Below are 19987 nucleotides of genomic sequence, written 5' to 3'. Positions count from 1 at the left end.
ATCGGCCCTAGAAACAAAAAAGCCGGCGAAATCGGTCGCCGGCTTTTTGTGTTCAAACAGATCTGCTCAGTCCTTCTTGACCGGCGGAATCGGGCGGATCGCCAGTTCGCGCAGCTGCGTCGGCGTCGCCGGAGTCGGAGCGCCCATGAGCAGATCCTGCGCCTGCTGGTTCATCGGGAACAGCGAGATTTCGCGCAGGTTCTTGGCGCCAACGAGCAGCATGACGATACGATCGATGCCGAAGGCCATGCCGCCATGCGGTGGGGCGCCGTACTGGAAGGCACGGTAGAGGCCACCGAACTGCTCCTCGACTTCCGCCTGCGACTTACCGGTCAATTCAAAGGCCTTGACCATGACTTCCGGCAGCTGGTTACGGATCGATCCCGAAGCGATCTCGAAGCCGTTGCAGACCATGTCGTATTGGAAAGCCTTGATCGACAACGGATCGGCACCGCTGAGTGCTTCCATGCCGCCCTGCGGCATCGAGAACGGATTGTGGGCGAAGTCGATCTTCTTTTCCTCTTCCAACCATTCGTAGAACGGGAAATCGACGATCCAGCAGCATTCGAAGCGATCGCGATCGACGAGGTTCAGTTCCTCACCAGCCCTGGTGCGGGCTTCCCCGGCGAACTTGTAGAACTTCGCGGGGTCGCCAGCGACGAAGAAGCAGGCGTCACCGTCATCAAGGCCGAGTTGGGTGCGGATCGCGTCGGTGCGATCCTCACCGATGTTCTTGGCGAGCGGACCGGCGCCTTCGAGCTTCTCCCCTTCCTTGCGCCAGAAGATGTAGCCGAGGCCCGGCTGACCCTGGCTCTGCGCCCAGGCGTTCATGCGGTCGCAGAAGGCGCGGGAGCCGCCGGTCTTGGCCGGAATAGCCCAGACCTCGACCTTCGGGTTCGAGGCAATCATGTTGGCGAAGACCTTGAAGCCGGAGCCATCAAAGTGCTCGGTGACGGCCTGCATCTCGATCGGGTTGCGGAGATCCGGCTTGTCGGAGCCGTACTTGCGCATCGCGGTCTCATAAGGAATGCGCGGGAACGTTTCCGTCACCGGCTTGCCGTCTGCGAACTCGACGAAGATGTCGCGAATGACCGGCTCCATCGTGTTCCAGACATCTTCCTGCTCGACGAAGCTCATTTCGAGGTCGAGCTGGTAGAATTCGCCCGGCAGGCGGTCGGCGCGCGGGTCTTCGTCGCGGAAGCACGGCGCGATCTGGAAGTAGCGGTCGAAACCGGCGACCATCAGCAGTTGCTTGTACTGCTGCGGCGCCTGCGGCAGCGCGTAGAACGTGCCGGGATGAATCCGGCTCGGCACGAGGAAGTCGCGTGCGCCTTCCGGCGAAGAGGCCGTCAGGATGGGTGTCGTGTATTCGGTGAAGCCGATATTGCCCATCTCGCGGCGCATGGCTGAAATGACCTGCGTGCGCTTGACAATGTTCTTGTGCAGCGTCTCGCGGCGCAGATCGAGGAAGCGGTACTTCAGGCGCACGTCTTCCGGATAGTCAGGTTCGCCGAAGACCGGCAGCGGCAATTCCTTGGCAGCGGAGAGCACTTCGATCTCCTGCGCGTAAAGTTCGATCTCGCCGGTCGCCATGTTCTTGTTGACGGTGTCTTCTGTACGAGCCTTGACGAGGCCGTCGATGCGGATGACCCACTCGCCGCGAACCAGTTCAGCCTGCTTGAAGGCGGGCGAATCCGGATCGGCGACGACCTGGGTGATGCCGTAGTGGTCGCGCAGGTCAATAAAGAGAACGCCGCCATGGTCACGAACACGGTGGACCCAGCCGGAAATCCGGACATTGGCGCCGACATCCGACTTGCGGAGGGCTGCACATGTGTGGCTGCGGTAACGATGCATCATCTCAATTCCCAGTATTTGGCTTAAAGACGGCGGCAAGGGGCTCCAATGGCTCTCCCGCGCCGACAAGAAAATCGGGCGGAAAAGCGCATGGACGGTCTGATTTGTCAAGGGTTGGAGCACCAAGCCTGCGCTTTGAGAGCGGTTTATGGCAGCGGTGCAACCGCGGGATCGCAAACGGCCATGCGGCAGTTTGGCAATCCCGCGCCATATTGCTGAAGCTCCCGGTCAACTTTAAAGAGGAACGATATCGTTCTCGCGGAGCCTCGACATGCCCCTCCTCACTCGCCGCAATCTCCTGAAAGCCTCTAGCGTCGCAGGAGCCTACGGCGTGGGTGTTGGCATAGCGGGAAAATTCGGGCTGGCGGAAGCAGCGCCAGAGCCGCAGATCCTGAAAGCGGTGAAGACGACGGCCAGTATTACCGATGCCGGTGTCACGAACGACATCATGACCTGGGGTGACGGCGGCATGCCACCAGTGCTGCGGATGACGAAGGGCAAGCCCTACGCGGCTCGGCTGACGAACGCGCTCGACGAGCCGACGACGATCCACTGGCACGGTTTGAGAATCGCCAACAAGATGGACGGCGTGCCGTTCATGACGCAGCCCTACGTCTATACCGGCGACAGTTTCGACTACGCCTTCACGCCGCCGGACGCCGGCACCTTCTGGTATCACCCGCATTGCAACACGCTGACGCAGATGGGCCACGGCATGACGGGTGTCCTCGTGGTCGAGGATCCGGCTGACCCGACATTCGATGCCGAAGTGGTGCTCAATCTGCGCGACTGGCGCCTCGGCGGCGACGGCCAATTCATTGCGGCCTTCCGCCCGCGCGACGCGGCAAAGACCGGCACCTACGGAACGGTCAGGACGGCCAACTGGCACCAGGAGCCGCAATATGATGCGCCGGCCGGCGGTCTCATCCGGCTACGGATTGCCGTGACCGACGTCACCCGCATCTTCTCGCTGAAGATGGAAGGTGCCGAGGCGACCGTGATTGCGATCGACGGCAATCCCGTACCGAAACGCTTTCCGCTCGATCTGCTGCTGATCGGCCCCGGCCAGCGCCTCGATCTCGCCGTGCGGATGCCGGACAGCGAGGGCGCCATTGCGACACTCGAAGACATCAGGGGCACGACGCCGAAGACGATCGCCAAGCTTAGGGCTGTCGCAACATCGTTGAAGCGCCATGTCGGCGATCTTGCCACGCTCGGCGAAAACCCCGTCGCTAAGGCCGATCTGTCCTCGGCACAAAAGATTCCGCTCATTCTCAGCGCCACGGCCGAAAGCGCGCCTGCCGACAGCATCTGCGGCACGCTGGGCTACAGCTTCTGGGCCATCAACAAGGTGCCGTGGCCAGGCGACACACCTGACCCGACGGCGCCACTGGCGGAACTGAAGCTCGGCAAGAGCTACATCCTGCAGCTCGAGAACCTGACGCCACATACCCATCCCATCCACCTGCACGGCATGAGCTTTACCGTGCTGTCGTCATCGACGCGCAATGTCATGCCACTCATCAGCGACACCTATCTCGTCCAACCGGACGAAAAGGTGCAGCTCGCCTTCGTTGCCGACAGTCCGGGCGATTGGCTGCTGCACTGCCACATCATCGAGCATCAAAAGACCGGCATGACCAGTTATGTTAGAGTTGTTTGACAGGTCTTTGCGGGTTCTAGTTGACATATCCGGCCGAAAGGAGAAGGAAGGTTCAACTATGTCTATCCTGCGAATGAATTGAGATGATCGAAACAACCGCCGATTTGGAGGCGGCCTGCAAAGAGCTGGCCAAGTCAGAATTCATTACCATCGACACCGAGTTTCTCCGAGAGACCACGTTCTGGCCGGAACTCTGCTTAATCCAGATGGCAAGCCCGACGACGGAAGTGCTGGTCGATCCGTTGGCGAAGGGTCTCGACCTCACGCCGTTCTTCGAGTTGATGGCCAATCCTGCCGTGCTGAAGGTCTTCCATGCCGCGCGCCAGGATATCGAGATCATCTACAACCGCGGCGGTCTCATCCCGCATCCGATCTTCGACACGCAGGTTGCTGCGATGGTTTGCGGTTTCGGAGACTCCGTCTCCTATGACCAGCTCGTCAGCCGCACCAAGGGCGTTCAGATCGACAAATCCTCGCGCTTCACCGACTGGAGCCGCCGGCCGCTTTCGGAAAAGCAGTTGGACTACGCTCTTGCCGACGTGACGCATCTGCGCGACGTCTACCTCTATCTCAAAGCCGAGCTGGAACGGGAAGGTCGCTCGTCCTGGCTTCGGGAGGAGATGGATATCCTCGAGGCCCGCGAGACCTACGACATGCATCCGGACGATGCCTGGCAGCGGCTGAAAATGCGCCTGCGCAAGCCGCAGGAGCTTGCCATCCTGAAGTATGTCGCTGCCTGGCGCGAGCGCGAGGCCCGCTCGCGCAACGTCCCTCGGTCGCGGGTGCTGAAGGACGACGCGATCTACGAAATCGCCCAGCAGCAGCCGAAGGACGCTGAGGCGCTCGGTCGCCTGCGCACGATCCCGAAGGGTTGGGAGCGATCCGCCACCGGTGGCGCGGTCGTCGAAGCCGTCAATGCAGCGCTTGCATTGCCGAAGGCCGAGATGCCGCATGCACCACGACAGACGCAGCCGCCCGAAGGCGCAGCAGCCGCCGCCGAACTGCTGAAGGTCCTGTTGAAGCTGATCTCGGAAAAACACGGCGTCGCACCGAAGGTGATCGCCAACAGCGAGGATCTCGACAAGATCGCGGCGGAAGGCGAGAACGCCGAGGTCGCGGCGCTCCATGGCTGGCGGCGGGAGCTTTTCGGCGAGCCGGCGCTGCAGCTCATCCACGGCCAGGTCGCTCTTCGCTTCGTCGGCAAGAGGGTGGAGGCGGTGGCGCTCTAGGCGCCATCAAGCGGACTTTTTTGCGCTCATAGTCATTTCCAGATCGATTCGATCAAGGAAACCAACCGAGCGTGCCTTTCGGAAACACCCGACGTTTCCTATATGCCCTAGGTATCCGCGACGACGCGGCACCGCGAAAAGGACTACATGAGGGAAATATCTCCAGTCCAGAACTGGCTGTTGATTGCGCTTGTCATAGCCGCGAGTGGCGTTCTCTATGACATGCGGTTCTATGGAGGGCATCCCGTCGTCGGAGCAACCTTTGCGCTGTTCATCGGCATGCCGATCATTGCCTTCGAACGAAAGGTGATCCTGCGCGGCCTTTACCGGCGCATGCAGGCATTGCCGACGGTGACGTTCTTTCTCGCCGAGATCTTCGTCTACGAAATTCTGATGAGCGTCGGATTTGCGATTGCTGGCCTCGCCATGTGGTGGCTCGGCGCTATTCATCCTGCATCATGGGTGGAGGCTGTCGTTCTGCCTTTCGATGCCTTCCTCTATGCACTCGCCGTGTGCGCGCTCATTATCTTCGTGCTGCGCATCCGCGAATTGCTGGGCCGCGACATCTTCATGAGCATGCTGTTCAGCCGATACCGGAAGCCAATCAGCGAGGAACGCGTCTTCCTGTTCATCGACCTCGTGGATTCGACGGCCTTTGCCGAGAAGCATGGTGACCTTCGGGCACAGCAGATGCTGAGCTCGCTGTTTGCTGCCTTCGCCGAGCCGGTGCGGAAATACAAAGGCACTATCGATGACTATGTCGGAGACGCCGCGATCATCAGCTGGCCGTTGGAGCGCGGGATCAAATTCGCGCGATGCGTGAACTGCATCTTCGATATCATCAGCGAGATAGAGGCGGACGCCGAGAGCTGGTTGAAGACATATGGCCAGGTCCCCCGCCTGCGCGCCGCTTTGCACGGAGGCACCGTGATCACGGCCGAAATCGGCGTCGACCATCACAAGATCACCTATTTCGGTGACACGGTGAACACTGCGTCCCGGCTAGAATCGCTCTGCAAGACGTTGAACCGATCGGTTCTCATCTCATCCGACCTCGCGCAGCGGATCAAGATGCCGGAGGCGGTATCGGCGGAGGATCTTGGAAGCCACGCCGTCAAAGGCCGCGGCCAAACCCTCGGCGTCATCGCGCTCGCCAAGGCAGACAACCGCAAAGCGTCACCAAAGCTTCACGCAAGCGTCAACGCGCCGACATGAAAGCCTTGCTAATCGAGACCCGCATTCCAATCCTTGGGGGTTTCGATGAAAAATACTCTTCTTGCTTCCGTTTCATTTGTTCTTTTGATCGCCTGCCCGGCTGCAGCCGACCAGCAGGAATTTCCAGCCAAGCTCGCAGGCCAAGCCATTCTGCCGGCCAACACGCTCGTCGCGGCTCCGGACGATACGCCGGAATTCCTCAAGCATTCCGGCAAATTCACCACCGCTGAGCGCAAGCGCACCGAGGCGCTCGGCAGCGTTCCCGGCAAGGACGGGGTTCGCGTCACCGATCTGAAGCTTCCCTTCGACGGTCAGCCGATCCAGGGCTTCTCCGGCATCAAGACCATGCCTGACGGCACGTTCTGGACGCTCTCCGACAACGGCTTCGGCTCGAAGGCGAACTCCAGCGACGCGATGCTCTTCCTGCACCAGGTGAAGTTCGATTGGCAAACCGGCAAGGTTGAGGTCGTCAAGAACCTCTTCCTTTCCGACCCCGACAAGAAGGCACCTTTCCCGATCGTACTTGAAGGCGCCGAGAAGCGCTATCTCACTGGCGCGGATTTCGACATCGAAGCCGTGCAGCCTGTCGCAGACGGTTTCTGGATCGGCGAAGAATTCGGACCCTACCTCCTTAAGTTCGATACTGAAGGCCGCCTGACCGACGTCATCTCGACCACGGTCGACGGCAAGCCGGTCATGTCCCCCGATAATCCGGTTCTTTCCGTCCAGGCAAACCCGACCGCTAAGGCGCCGGTCTTCAACCTGAAGCGCTCGGGTGGCTTCGAAGGTGTTGCCATGTCGAAGGATCGCAGCAAGCTCTACGGCCTTCTCGAAGGCGCAATCTACCAGGACGACGGCAAGATGGAATCGGTTGACGGCCATACCGCCATCCGCGTCATCGAGTTTGACACCGCATCCAAGAACTGGACGGGCCGCACCTGGTTCTATCCGTTCGAGGAAAAGGGTGTTTCGATCGGCGACTTCAACATGCTCGACGACATCACCGCACTCGTCATCGAACGCGACAACGGCGCCGGCACGAAGGACAAGGCCTGCGCCGATCCCAAGCAGCCGAAGCCGGATTGCTTCGAGGCCCCGGCCGAACTCAAGCGCATCTACAAGATCGAGTTCAACGACGCCAACGTCGGCAAATCAGTTCGCAAGATCGGCTACATTGACCTGCTGAACATCCAGGATCCTGACAACAAGAAGAAGGCCGGCAGCAAGGATGGCAACTACGACATGCCGTTCGTAACAATCGAGAATGTCGACCGCGTCGATGCCACGCACATCGTCGTCGGCAACGACAACAACCTGCCCTTCTCGGCAGGTCGCGCTGTCGACAAGGCCGACAACAACGAATTCAGCTTACTTGAGGTCAGCGAACTCCTGAACGCGAAGTAATACCAACATGCATTGATCAAAACCGATGCGCCCACTCGCGCAGTCCAATGGACATTATCTTCCAGGGTTGCGCGACGAGTTTGTTCCAGGCGACACAGCAGTGAGCGACGATGTCCTCGTAGTCTGTGAAGATGCGGTTCGACAGCCAGTTGTCCCTCATAAATTGCCAGACGTTTTCGACAGGGTTCAATTCAGGCGAACGCGGCGGCAAGAACAGCAATGTGATGTTGTCAGGGACGCTGAGCTTCGGCGTGACGTGCCATCCGGCTTGATCGAGGATGAGGACCGCGTGAGCGCCGTCATCGACTGCCTGGCTGATTTCCAGCAGATGTTGATTCATGGCGTCGGTATCGCAATAGGGCAATACGAGGCCCGCGCCCTTACCTTTCTTGGGGCAGATGGCACCGAAGATGTACGCCCACATCGTCCGTTGATCCAGCGGCGCTGAAGGTCGGGTGCCACGGCGAGCCCATCGGCGGGTGATCTTGTTTTTCTGACCTATGCGCGCCTCGTCGGCCCACCAGAGTTCGATCTCGGTATTCTTCGGGAGGCTGCTTCTGATGGCTGCCAATGCGGCAGGGAACTCTTTTTAAAAGCGTCCACTTCGGGTTCATTCTGGGCGTAGTGGCGCGGCCGGGCAGACAGCTTGGCAAAGCCGAGAGCCTTCAATTCGCGACCAACCGTGGTCTCGTCCATCGAGATCCGGAATTCCTGGAAGATCCATTGGACCAGATCCTTGCGCCGCCACCGAACGACACCGTGGATAGCCGGGATCGGACCACGCTCTACAATCTTGGCCAAGGCCTGGCGCTGATCATCATTCAGCTTGGGCCGATTGCCGGGAGCCTTGCCGTTGAGGAGCCCGGCCGACCCGTGCTCATTGAAACGAACGACCCAGTCGCGAACAATCTGCAAGGTCACGCCCCCGATCCGGGCCGCATCTGTACGCGAGCCGCCGTCATAAATTTCCGCCAACGCCAGAAGCCGCCGCGCTTGAGCGGCATCCTTGGTCCCTTTCGCGAACTGCCGCAGAGCAGGACCATCAAAATCATCGCGCAATGCAATCGCCGAACCCATTGCAAACCTCCCGTTTGCCCCATGGATTCAGATTTTCACCGATTCGGGAATCCCAAGTGAGTCGCACTCTGCGCTCGCTGGTATAAGTCTGCACTTTTCAAAAGGAAGGCCCCGTTCGCACGAGCGGGGCTTTTTGCTGGATAAGCAAATGTCAGGAGCCGTTTCGTGGAGTGCGGTTCGACTGCCATCGGCCTCGATCACCCTCGCCCCTAGAGACCGTTTGAAAACGGGGTGGCGGTTTGAGGCGGTCCATATTCAAGCTTCTGATGTAAAAAAACAGCGAACTGGGATGGCTGTCGGTGTTGGGGCACCTCAACCGTCCTTTGTTAGACGAGGCGAACACCTTGTAGATTGACCGACACATTGGAGATTGGAAACATGGCGCTCAAACGGATGGACAACGTAGGAATCGTCGTCGAAGACCTCGGAGGGACGATTGATTTCTTTCGCGAACTCGGCCTCGAGCTCGAAGGGCGGGCCACGATCGAAGGAGAATGGGCCGGACGTGTCACTGGACTTTGCGATCAGCGTGTCGAGATTGCCATGATGCGCACACCGGACGGCCACAGCCGGCTCGAGCTCTCCCGCTTCCTCACGCCGCCTGTCGTCGCAGATCACCGGAACGCCCCGGTCAACGCCCTAGGCTACCTCCGCGCCATGTTCGCCGTGGACGACATCGACGAGACGCTTGAAAGGCTCCGCGCGCGCGGCGCGCAGCTCGTAGGCGAAGTAGTCCAGTATAAAGACGCGTATCGGCTCTGCTACATCCGTGGGCCTGAAGGGCTTCTCATCGGACTAGCCCAAGAACTCAACTGAACGCAATACGAAGACGAACGGCAAAGAGTGACCACCGTCAGCGAGCGCGTCCGAACCCGACCCGCCGCTCCGTCCACGGTCGGCCGCGTTCTCGTGAGGCACGATTAGGTCGTCAAGCCTGTCGCCCGTGAAAGCTGCTGTCAGCAGCCCAAGAGACCGTTAGAACACGGGGCGGCGGTTTGAGGCGGTCCATGATTCAAGCTTCTGATGTGACAGCAGCGGATCGGGCCCGGATGGCCGCCATCGAGAAGAAGACCCGCCGTTACCCCACGGATCTGACAGACGAGGAATAGCAAGTTGAACGGCGTCTGCCAAAGCCCCGGAAGACCGGCTGTCGCCGGGGCGTTGATTTGCGCGAGGTGTCGAATGGCATCCGATATCTGGCACGGGCAAGCTCCTGGACAAGGCCGCCTATCTTGATTTCGTCATCGAAGTCGTCCGACGCATCGAAGGCAGCCTGGGTTTAATGGTTGCCGCGACGCCCGGTCGTCGGCCGACCTTCGGCTGGATGACACGATGGCGGCGCCTTGTCCGCAACCACGAGGCCCGAATCGACGTGTCAGGAGCCATGATCACTCGCCATGGGCGGTCTTCCGCTGCGACGTATCAGCCACTGACGTTCTCAAACGGACTCTTCGGCCGTTGCCGCCTCCGCCTTGGCCTTGGGCTTCAGCAGGATGATGAGAAGCAGGCCGGCGACGATGAGCGCGGCACCTTCGAGGTGATAGGGTTGCAACTGCTCGCCGAGGATCAGATAGGCGAGCACAGCTATGAAGATCGTCTGGATGTAGAGGAGCACGCCCGCCCGCGCCGCGCCCAGAGCCTCGATGCTCCGATTGAAGAGGTAATACATAACCGCTCCGCCGGGGATCGCGACGTAGGCGAGCGCGACGAGCCCGCTGCTGTTGAGCGTCGAGCGTTCGTCAGAGAGAAGCTCAAAGAGATAGAAGGGCAGCGCCGTCAGCACCGCCGCGCCGAGAAGCAGCACCAGGAGTGCAAGACGATTCACATCGAATTTCGCCCGGCGGAGCAGGACGGTATAGACGCTGAAACAAAATGCGCCGGCGACGATCCACAGTTCGCCGGGATTGAAGTCGAGACGCATCAGCGCGGCCGGGCTGCCCTTGAGGATGATGACCACGATCCCGAGAAAGGCCAAGATCGATCCGATTACCTGCCAGCCTCCCATCGACTCAGCCAGAATCAAACGGGCAAGGATCATGGTGATGATCGGGATCAGGGCGATGATAATGCCGGCGGTGGTGGCGTCGGCATGCTCGAGGCCGACAAAGATCATGCCCTGGCAGATCGCGAGTCCCATGCCGCCGATGGCAAGCAGTTCGAGGGGGCGAGCCCGCACCAGGGCGACCATATCGCCGAAATGCCGACGCACGATCGGCATCAGGATCGCCCAGGCGATCAGCACTCGCCAGAAGCAGAGCGCCCAGGGCGGCATCTCGGAAGAGACCCATTTCGCGGCGATATAGACGCCGGCTGACAGCAGCCAGCAGACAACCCCCACGGAATAGGCGGCGGCAAGCGAATTGCCCGCCGCCTGTTCCGTCCCGACTGTGTCGCGATGGACCGCCAAGACATGTATCGCCATGGCTCAGTTATGCCACAGTTCCCGTGAGCTGCACAGATGACGGCGGCAGCACTGGGCTTGTTAGGAACCGAACGCTATTCGAAGCGGAAGGCCAAGCGCTTGTTGGTCAGCTTGGAAAGCTGTTGCAAGCGGCCTTCGAGGCGCTCGCCGGCAAAGTCGTGATATTCCGCCGGAACCACGAACTCCAAGTCAAGATCGGGTTTGGACGATTTCTGGAAGGTGAGATTGCGCACGACGCCGGGCATGGATGCCGAAAAGAGATAGACGACACGCAGCATGCCGCCGAGCAGCTTGGCGCGCTCGATAAATCGCGGCGTGGCGATGGTGGCGAGAGGACCCGTCGCACCGTCGTCATACGGCCCTTCGAACCTGTAGTAGTTCGTCAGCGCAATGAAGGCGCGGCCGGGGTGGCTGATGCCGACAAAGGACGAGTGAGCAATGATGTTCAGCGCCTGCAGGCCACGGTAATCGGGATGCGCGCGCCAGCTGATGTCGGCAAGCAGGCACGCCGCCTGGCGATAGCGCGCCTCCTCCTCCGTCTCGGCGATGCCGAAATAGGGCATCATGCGGCCTGTCCAGTCCGCCAGCTCTCTGGCGTGTTCCGGCGAACGCGCGCGCAAAATGGCGAGTTCGCCAGCCGCGGCCAGCAGCGGATCGCTGCGGCGCTCGCTCTCGGAAAGCAATGAATAGAGGTAGCCTTCGCGCACGCCCTGCCCCGAGAACGAGATAACAGAGGGCTTCATCGCGCTCAGGACTTCCTTCATGGCAACCGCACCGAACGGAAGCAGCGCGCGGCGATGCTTGGAGACCGCCATCCACGCAGGATCCTTCGAGTCCTTGGCAATCTCCACCTGATCGAGGAATTGAATCATCGCCTCGAGCGAAACCTCGTAGCCCTGCATCATGTGCAGCGGATACTGCGTCATCTCCATATGCAGTTTGGCAATATTTCGCCAAGTGCCCCCGACCGCATAGAAGGTGCGCCCATTTCCCTTCGCCAGCAGTTTGGAACTTGTTCTCACATGCTTGCGAGCAAAGGTTCGGGCCTTCTCCAGCGAGCCGCCTGCATATTCCGACAGGCGAAGGCCACCGAGCGGCAAGGTGACCCCCTTGCCGATTTCCTTGCCCTTGATGTCAATGAGTTCGAGTGAACCGCCGCCCAGGTCTCCAGCAATACCGTCCGGCTCATAGAAGCCGCTGACAATGCCGAGGGCGGAGAACTTCGCCTCTTCTTCACCGGAAAGAACGCGGACCTTACGCTGAAGGATTGTTTCCGCTTTGTGGATAAAATCCGGTCCGTTCGATGCTTCGCGGGCAGCCGCAGTCGCCAGCACGAACATGGTGGCAGCGCGCGCCTGATCGGATAATGCCTTGAACCGATGCAAGGCAGCCAGTGCCCGCCCGACGCTCGCCTCATCCATCTTGCCGGTCAGTGCGATTCCTCGGCCGAGACCACAGAGCACCTTTTCGTTGAAAAGGATCGTCGGCGAGCGGGACATGCCTTCATAGATGACCACACGGATCGAGTTCGACCCGATATCGACCACGGAGACCGGGGCTATCCCTGGAAGGCGCCCCTGGGCTTCTGATTCAACCATGCAGGTCCAATATTACTTGTTGTTTCGGCCGGAAAGCAGGCCGGCGATCAGCTTGGGCGCACTGGATTTCAAGGCTTCGCCACGGCCGGACAGGCTGGGGTTGGTCATGAAATACTGCTGCGCGTTGAACGGCTCTTCGCCCTTGCGCACTTCCATGCGCCTGGACGTACCGTCGGGCAATATCTCGTAGCTTTGCTGATTGTCAATGATATTGCCGAGCATAATCTGTGAGAGAACCTGCTCGTGAACCGTCGGATTGGTCAGTGGGACGAGCGTTTCGACACGGCGATCGAGGTTGCGCGGCATCATGTCCGCCGAGCCGATATAAACCAGCGCCTTGTCGGATGGCAGCCCGTGACCATTGCCGAAGCAGAAGATGCGGCTGTGCTCCAGGAAGCGTCCGACGATCGACTTCACCCGGATATTTTCCGACAGGCCGGGCACTTGTGGGCGCAGGCAGCAGATGCCTCGAATGACAAGATCAATCTCGACGCCGGCGCGGCTTGCCGTGTAAAGCGCGTCGATGATCTCGGGGTCGACGAGCGAATTCATCTTCATCCAGATCGCCGCCGGCGCGCCGTTCTTGGCGTGCTTGATTTCTTCCTCGATGTGGCGAACGATGCGCGAGCGCAGCGTGTACGGAGAAACCGCCAGTTTCATGCTCTCTTCCGGCTCGCCGTAGCCAGTGATGAAGTTGAAGATATTTGCCATGTCGTGCGCGATCACCGGATTGCAGGTGAAGAACGACAGGTCGGTATAGATCTTCGCGGTGACCGGATGATAGTTACCGGTGCCGAGATGGCAGTAGCTGCGAAGCTTACCCTCTTCGCGGCGGACGACCAGCGACATCTTGGCGTGTGTTTTCAACTCGATGAAGCCGAAGACGACCTGTACGCCAGCGCGCTCCAGGTCGCGCGCCCAGCGGATATTGGCCTCTTCGTCAAAGCGGGCTTTCAGCTCCACCAAGGCCGTAACGGACTTGCCGGATTCGGCCGCGTCGATCAGCGCACGGACGATCGGGCTGTCGTTCGACGTGCGGTAGAGGGTCTGTTTTATCGCCAGGACGTCAGGATCACGTGCAGCCTGGAGCAGAAACTGGACCACCACGTCGAACGATTCGTAGGGATGGTGAACCACCATGTCCTTTTCGCGGATGGCAGCGAAGCAGTCGCCGGCGTGCTCTCGGACACGTTCGGGAAATCGCGCATTGTAGGACGGAAATCGAAGATCCTCACGCGGCGCCTTGGTGATTTCGGATAGCGTGTTCAACGCCAGCAGGCCTGGCAGGACCGCGACTCGATTTTCCGGAACGCTGAGGGCCTGAACGACGAACTGGCGCAACGACGCCGGCATCTCGGAATCGGTCTCGATGCGAATCACCGATCCGCGGCGGCGGCGCTTCAGCGCGGTTTCGAAAAAGCGCACGAGGTCTTCGGCTTCTTCCTCGACTTCGATATCGCTGTCGCGGATGATCCGGAACGTACCTGAGCCCTGCACCTCGTAGCCGGGATAGAGGCGGTGAATGAAGACGTTGGTAACATCCTCAAGGGTGATGTAGCGGATCGTGTTGCGATCGTCCGGCAGGCGCACGAAGCGGTCGAGCGCCGGCGGCAGGCGCAGCAGCGCCGTCATCGGATCGCGGCCGTTCTTGCTGACGAGCTGCAGACCGATCGAGAAGCCGAGGTTCGGAATGAAGGGGAACGGGTGCGCCGGGTCGATCGACAGCGGCGTCAACACCGGGAAGATCGCTTGTTCGAATTCCGTCGCCAGCCACGCGCGATCGGGCTCGCTCAGTGCCCCGGGACGGACGATCAGGATATCTTCCTTGGCGAGATACTGCTGGAGAACGGCAAGCGATGCCTGCTGCTCCATCTGCAGATTGTCGATCTCCTGGAGGATGGCGTCGAGTTGCTCGGCAGGCGTCTTGCCGTCGGGCGTGCGCACAACGATGTTCTGGCGCACCTGCCCCTCAAGCCCGGCAACGCGCACCATGAAGAATTCGTCGAGGTTTGCCGCAGAGATCGACAGGAAACGGACTCGCTCAAGCAGCGGATGCTCGGTGTTCAGCGTTTCCTCGAGAACACGGCGATTGAACTGCAACCATGAGAACTCGCGGTTGATGAAGCGCTCGGGGCTGGCGAGCAGTTCTTCCAGCGATGGCACAGTCTCCTTGGTTTCCGGAGTAGGTTCGTGATGCTCCGCGACTGCGCTATCCATGGTCTGATTGTCCCGTTTCATTCGCCAAGCGAATTATATCAGTTTCACGACGGATCTGTGACAGTCAATCTGACGGTTCAGAATTACCCAATTCATTCAATACTTCAGCGGCAAGAGTTCGGGTAAGCTTCGTGCCCCGAGAGAGGGCAAGCCGGTCCAGCCTGTCAACGATCGTCTGGGCCGCATTCAGCGACCGTTCCATCCGATTAACGATATAGAGCACCAGTTTGTCATCAATATAAATCTGGCGGTCTGCAAACAGCTTCACAATGACCTTTGACAGCAGTTCCTCGTCCGGCTCGCCGATCTCGACGACCGTCGCCGCCTTCAGGCGCGAGCGCAGATCCGGCAGTTCTACCGGCCAGGACATCGGCCATAGGCGGCTTGTCATCAGAAGACTGTGACCGTTTTCCCGCACGCTGTTGATCACATGGAAAAGTTCGTTGTCGTCGAAGCCACGCCGGTCGACATCCTCGAACAGCACCGGACCATTGGCGGCATCGACCGCCGCGTTGGCGCCCGCCTTCGGATAGATTGCGACGGCGCCGCTATGATCTTTCCAGATGTTCGCCAGATGCGATTTTCCGGAGCCGACAGGCCCGGCGAGGATGACGACGCGCGAAGGCCAATGCGGCCAGGCATCGACGATCGACACGGCCGCTGCGAGCCGTGCGGAGATCAACAGGTCGTCACGCCCCGTTGCAGCATCGTGCGAAAATGCCAAGGGAAGCTGTTCGACGGCATTGCGCCTTGGACCAGCGTTTTTCACATCAGTCATTTGGGGTCAGCTTTTGTCTTGCCGACCTGGCCATTCTTCGACCCGCCGGCATAGAGATCGCTCTCAAGGTAGCGTGAAAGCGCAAAACGGACAAGCACGCCGACCGCGGCAGCCGCCGGCACCGCAACCAGCAGACCAACAAAGCCGAACAACGCGCCGAAGGCAAAGAGCGCAAACATCAACCAAACAGGATGCAGCCCGACGCTGTGTCCCACCAGCTTCGGCTGCAGGATGTTGCCCTCCATGAACTGACCGCTGAAGAAGACGGCGAGCACCGCGCCGACCCAGATGTAGTCGGGCCAGAACTGGACGATGGCAACGCCGACGGCAAGAACGAGACCCACCAGCGAGCCCACATAGGGAATGAAGCTTATCATGCCCGCGAACAGACCGATCAGCAGACCGAAGTTCAAGCCGACCAGCGACAGGCCAACGGCATACCAGATGCCCAAGATGAGGCAGAGCGAACCCTGCCCCCGGATGAAGCCGGCAATGGCCTGATCGATTTCGCGCATGATCTGGTGGACATTGGCCACGTAGTCGCGCGGAATGTACTGATCGACCTTGGCGATCATGCGGTCCCAATCAAGCAGCATGTAGAACGCCACAACGGGCGTGACGATCATCAGCGAGATCACGTTGACGACGGCAAGGCCGGAGCTCCAGACCTGACCGAAAAGCCCTGTCAGTAGCCCGAATCCTTGTGAGAGGATTTCAGAGAAATTGCTCTTGATCGTGCCAAGTTGGTTCCTCAGCCAGTCCGGCATGAGGGAATTCTGCGACTTTGTAACGAATGTCTGCAACTGATCGATGTAGCCCGGCAGGCGACCGGCAAAATCGCTGAACTGGCTCGCCAAAACCGGTATCAGGATCATCAAGGCCAGGACGATGACGACGACGAAGGCGATCAAGATGACGATCGTTGCCATCAAGCGGCTAAGACCGAGGCGCTCCAATCTGTCAGCAATGGGATCGAGGAAATAGGCCAGCGCCATCCCCGCGAGGAATGGCAGCAGGATCGAGCTGAAGACAAAAAGGAAGGCGATAAAGAAGGCGAGCACGGCCAGCCAGAAGATGACTTGGCGCTTCAGACCTGCCCCGCTAATCTGCTGTGGCATCACATTCCCCGCTGATCGGCCGTCTCGATTTTTCGCATCATCTCGATGCAACCTTCGAGCACATAGGATGTGGGTGAGAGAATGGTCAACCCCACCGCTAAGAATCCAGATGACCTGCGTCAAAAGAGCGGGAAATTGGGGCTTTCGCCATGCAATCCCTTGCATAAACGCCCCTGTCATGCAATTGCGACCCGCATATTGAGGCGGTGACATTTCCCGCCCGAAGACAGCCATCGGAGAGCAGCATGAGCCAGTCTGGAAAAAACGGCCTGACCTATAGCGACGCAGGCGTCGACATCGATGCAGGAAACCTTCTGGTGGAGAAGATCAAGCCCGCCGTGCGCTCGACGCGCCGCCCGGGCGCAGACGGCGAGATCGGCGGCTTCGGCGGCCTGTTCGACCTCAAGGCAGCAGGGTTCACGGATCCGGTTCTCGTTGCCGCCAATGACGGCGTCGGCACCAAGCTGAAGATCGCGATCGACGCCGATTATCACGACACCGTCGGCATCGACCTCGTCGCAATGTGCGTCAACGATCTGGTCGTCCAGGGCGCCGAGCCGCTGTTCTTCCTTGATTATTTTGCCACGGGCAAGCTTGACCCCGACCAGGGCGCGGCGATCGTCGAAGGCATTGCTGCTGGCTGCCGCGACGCAGGCTGCGCGCTGATCGGCGGCGAGACGGCTGAAATGCCGGGCATGTATTCTTCCGGCGACTACGATCTTGCAGGCTTTGCCGTCGGTGCAGCCGAGCGCGGCCAACTGCTGCCCTCCGGCGACATTGCCGAAGGCGACGTGATCCTCGGCCTCGCTTCCTCGGGCGTTCACTCCAACGGTTTTTCGCTTGTGCGCAAGATCGTCGGGATATCGGGCCTCGCCTTCGATGCGCCGGCTCCGTTCGCAGACGACAAGAGCCTCGGCGAAGCGCTGCTGACGCCGACGCGCATCTATGTGAAGCCACTCCTGAAGGCGATCCGCGAAACGAAAGCCATCAAGGCACTGGCGCACATCACAGGCGGCGGCTTCCCGGAGAATATCCCGCGTGTCCTGCCGAAGCACCTCGCAGCCGAGATCGATCTGGCGGCCGTCAAGGTTCCGCCGGTCTTCTCCTGGCTCGCCAAGACAGGCGGCGTCGAGGCCAACGAAATGCTGCGCACCTTCAACTGCGGGATCGGCATGATCGCGGTCGTTTCCGCTGAGAACGTCGCAACCGTTGTCGCCGCCCTCGAAGCCGAAGGCGAGACGGTCGTGAAGCTGGGCCGCATGATCACCCGTGCCGAGGGTGCGGCCGGCACGCTCTACCAGGGTACGCTCGCCATATGACGACGCCGCGCAAACGCGCCGTCGTCTTCATCTCCGGCGGCGGTTCCAACATGATGGCGCTCGTCGCCGCTGCCAAGGCTGCCGACTATCCGGCAGAAATCGTCGGCGTCATCTCCGACAAGGCCGATGCCGGCGGGCTTGCCAAGGCGGCGGCCGAGGGCATCCCGTCATTCGCCTTCGTGCGCAAGGACTACGCCAGCAAGGAAGCGCACGAGGAGGCGATCTTTGCCGCGCTCGATCGGCTGTCTCCCGACATCCTCTGCCTTGCCGGATACATGCGGCTGCTGAGCGGCGTATTCATCCAGCGTTACGAGGGCCGGATGATCAACATCCACCCGTCGCTGCTTCCGCTCTTCCCCGGCCTGCATACCCATCAGCGGGCAATCGATGCCGGTATGCGGATCGCCGGCTGCACCGTGCACTTCGTCACCGAAGGCATGGATGAGGGACCGGTTATCGGCCAGGCCGCCGTGCCGATCCTTTCAGGCGACAGTGCCGAAAGTCTGGCAGCGCGCGTGCTCACCGTCGAGCACCAGCTCTACCCGCAAGCGCTGCGGCTCTTGGCCGAGAGCAAGGTGAAGATGGAAGGCGGCAAGGCCGTCAGCACCGACGCTGCCACAGCGCCGGCGGAACGCAGCAGCGTTATCTCGCTCATTGGCGAGGGTGCCTGAGCCTCAGGCAGCAAGCGCCCGCAGTTGGTGCAGCGTGCCATCGCTGTAGACGAAACGGCCCCTGCGGAATGTGGCGCGGATGCGGTGCACGTCACCAGCCTCGACAACCACGAGATCCGCCTGCTGCCCGACGGTAATCTCGCCACGATCCAGAAGACCGGCCGAACGTGCCGCATTGCGCGTCGCCATGGCGACGGCATAGGGCAGGCTCGTGCGATCGGCGATCTTGAAGATGCCAGGCACGAAGGCGGCGGGATGGTAATCGGCGGCGATAGCCGTCAGCAAGCCGGCGGCTGCGGCGTCCAGTGCGCTGAGATTGCCGGACATCGATTGTCCGCGCAGGGCATTCGGTGCACCCATCAGCGTCCATAGACCACGACGACGCGCCTCTTCAGCCGCGGGAAGCGTCACCGGAAATTCGCTGATCGTGACGCCGAGATCGTGCATCTGCGCGACCTTCTCGGCGCTGTCGTCATCGTGGGAGGCGAGCGACAGCTTGTGTCTCAAGGCAAGATCGACGACTTGCTTCAGCTTGATCTCGATGTCCGGATTGCTGCGCATCTCGATGCGCTTCGTGACCATCTCGGCGGCCATCTCCTCGGAAATGGCGCGGCGTTCGGCAATGCTCAGGATGTAGCTTTCGATGTTGTTGTACTGCCCCTGCCCCGGCGTGTGGTCGGTCAGCGAAACCATGTCTACATGACTGGAATCGAGCAACTTCTCCAGCGCCGGCGCGGCGCCGAGATTGGTGATCTCGTAGCGCGCATGAACACGGTGATCGATCAGCAGGTTGTCCTTGAGCCGATTGATGCCCTCGATGACGGCCGAGGTGGTCTCGAGCGAGCGGACATGCCCATAAACGCTCTCTGTCGCGAAGGAGACCGCCGCAAAGGCCGTCGTGACGCCTGCCGCAGCAAGCTTCTTGTCCAGTTCATGAATGCTGAAATCGATCGGCATCGGCGCATTCGGGCGCGGCGCAATTTCGCGCTCCACCATGTCGCCGTGAAGATCGACAAAGCCCGGCATCAACAGACGTCCGCCGCCATCGATAGCGGCGTTGGCGACCAGCTCCGGCCGAACTTCGGCAATCACACCGTCCTCGACGCGCACCGAGCCGTGGCTGACGATCTCGTCTGGAAGGACAAGAGTAAAGTTGCTGAGCCACATGGGTCTTCTCCGGGAGGGTGACTATGACAGGCGGAGCGCATAGCGCTGATTCATGACATCGGTGTGAACGCAAAGACAAGTTGGTCATGTGGTTGACCAACTTCACACCTAGAACCAACCTGCGAAGTCTAAGGGATCAGAAAATGCCAATCAAAGTTAAAGTTGCAGAGGCGAAAACGCGCCTGTCGGAACTCCTAACCCAAGTCGAGGCGGCCAGGAGATTGAGATTTCGCGCGGCAGCGTTCCTGTGGC

At 60.4% G+C, this 19987-nt stretch carries 15 protein-coding genes and 1 pseudogene; 8 read left to right on the top strand and 8 right to left on the bottom strand.

Features of this window, described 5'->3' with window-relative positions; all coding sequences use genetic code 11:
- Positions 1-66 precede the first annotated feature (66 nt).
- Positions 67-1857 carry an aspartate--tRNA ligase gene (aspS, locus tag LPU83_RS45475; RefSeq protein ID WP_024316622.1) on the bottom strand — a complete coding sequence of 597 codons (1791 nt, stop codon included), beginning with the start codon at positions 1855-1857 and terminating at the stop codon, positions 67-69.
- Between the two features lie 271 nt (positions 1858-2128).
- On the opposite strand from aspS, the gene LPU83_RS45470 reads away from it, so the two are divergent.
- From LPU83_RS45470 to LPU83_RS45455, 4 genes are all read left to right on the top strand, one after another.
- Complete coding sequence (locus LPU83_RS45470; RefSeq protein WP_024316623.1) at positions 2129-3520, top strand: multicopper oxidase family protein; 1392 nt, start codon at positions 2129-2131, stop codon at positions 3518-3520.
- A gap of 83 nt (positions 3521-3603) precedes the next feature.
- The gene (rnd, locus tag LPU83_RS45465; RefSeq protein ID WP_024316624.1) at positions 3604-4749 is read left to right on the top strand and encodes a ribonuclease D; all 1146 of its coding nucleotides are present in this window, start codon (positions 3604-3606) and stop codon (positions 4747-4749) included.
- A 147-nt stretch (positions 4750-4896) separates the two neighbouring features.
- On the top strand, positions 4897-5964 hold the full coding sequence (locus LPU83_RS45460) for an adenylate/guanylate cyclase domain-containing protein (protein WP_024316625.1): 1068 nt from the start codon (positions 4897-4899) through the stop codon (positions 5962-5964).
- Between the two features lie 45 nt (positions 5965-6009).
- On the top strand, positions 6010-7368 hold the full coding sequence (locus tag LPU83_RS45455; RefSeq protein ID WP_024316626.1) for an esterase-like activity of phytase family protein: 1359 nt from the start codon (positions 6010-6012) through the stop codon (positions 7366-7368).
- A gap of 16 nt (positions 7369-7384) precedes the next feature.
- Here the strand turns inward: LPU83_RS45455 and LPU83_RS45450 are convergent.
- A protein-coding gene (locus tag LPU83_RS45450; protein ID WP_112334070.1) for an IS630 family transposase occupies positions 7385-8445 on the bottom strand; the annotation gives its coding sequence in 2 pieces (ribosomal slippage) (positions 7385-7953 and positions 7953-8445; 1062 coding nt in all).
- A 378-nt stretch (positions 8446-8823) separates the two neighbouring features.
- On the opposite strand from LPU83_RS45450, the gene LPU83_RS45445 reads away from it, so the two are divergent.
- Positions 8824-9261, top strand: a complete 438-nt coding sequence (locus tag LPU83_RS45445; RefSeq protein WP_024316627.1) for a VOC family protein — start codon at positions 8824-8826, stop codon at positions 9259-9261.
- Between the two features lie 391 nt (positions 9262-9652).
- A pseudogene (locus tag LPU83_RS74035) lies at positions 9653-9878 on the top strand (IS5/IS1182 family transposase); the annotation flags it as partial.
- 5 nt (positions 9879-9883) lie between these two features.
- Here the strand turns inward: LPU83_RS74035 and LPU83_RS45435 are convergent.
- The 5 genes from LPU83_RS45435 to LPU83_RS45415 all read right to left on the bottom strand — a co-directional run bounded on the left by LPU83_RS45435 (position 9884) and on the right by LPU83_RS45415 (position 16578).
- A complete protein-coding gene (locus LPU83_RS45435; RefSeq protein WP_024316628.1) occupies positions 9884-10867 on the bottom strand; it encodes a DMT family transporter in 984 nt (327 codons plus the stop codon).
- A 74-nt stretch (positions 10868-10941) separates the two neighbouring features.
- Positions 10942-12465: an exopolyphosphatase gene (ppx, locus tag LPU83_RS45430; protein WP_024318594.1), complete on the bottom strand. Its 1524-nt coding sequence runs from the start codon at positions 12463-12465 to the stop codon at positions 10942-10944.
- Between the two features lie 12 nt (positions 12466-12477).
- On the bottom strand, positions 12478-14682 hold the full coding sequence (locus tag LPU83_RS45425; protein WP_024318595.1) for an RNA degradosome polyphosphate kinase: 2205 nt from the start codon (positions 14680-14682) through the stop codon (positions 12478-12480).
- Between the two features lie 64 nt (positions 14683-14746).
- Positions 14747-15460: a DnaA regulatory inactivator HdaA gene (gene hdaA / locus LPU83_RS45420; RefSeq protein ID WP_024318596.1), complete on the bottom strand. Its 714-nt coding sequence runs from the start codon at positions 15458-15460 to the stop codon at positions 14747-14749.
- Positions 15457-16578, bottom strand: coding sequence for an AI-2E family transporter (locus LPU83_RS45415; RefSeq protein WP_024318597.1), 1122 nt, complete (start codon positions 16576-16578; stop codon positions 15457-15459). Before LPU83_RS45415 ends, hdaA begins: the two co-directional genes overlap by 4 nt.
- A gap of 245 nt (positions 16579-16823) precedes the next feature.
- On the opposite strand from LPU83_RS45415, the gene purM reads away from it, so the two are divergent.
- On the top strand, positions 16824-17897 hold the full coding sequence (gene purM / locus LPU83_RS45410; protein WP_024318598.1) for a phosphoribosylformylglycinamidine cyclo-ligase: 1074 nt from the start codon (positions 16824-16826) through the stop codon (positions 17895-17897).
- Positions 17894-18568: a phosphoribosylglycinamide formyltransferase gene (purN, locus tag LPU83_RS45405; protein ID WP_024318599.1), complete on the top strand. Its 675-nt coding sequence runs from the start codon at positions 17894-17896 to the stop codon at positions 18566-18568. Before purM ends, purN begins: the two co-directional genes overlap by 4 nt.
- A gap of 3 nt (positions 18569-18571) precedes the next feature.
- Here purN and LPU83_RS45400 read toward each other — a convergent pair whose 3' ends face one another.
- Positions 18572-19735: an alpha-D-ribose 1-methylphosphonate 5-triphosphate diphosphatase gene (locus LPU83_RS45400; RefSeq protein WP_024318600.1), complete on the bottom strand. Its 1164-nt coding sequence runs from the start codon at positions 19733-19735 to the stop codon at positions 18572-18574.
- Positions 19736-19987: the final 252 nt, after the last annotated feature.

Source organism: Rhizobium favelukesii, from assembly GCF_000577275.2.
Lineage (GTDB): Bacteria > Pseudomonadota > Alphaproteobacteria > Rhizobiales > Rhizobiaceae > Rhizobium > Rhizobium favelukesii.
The sequence above is the reverse complement of the archived record's forward strand: the minus strand, read 5'-3'. Positions and strand labels throughout refer to the sequence as shown.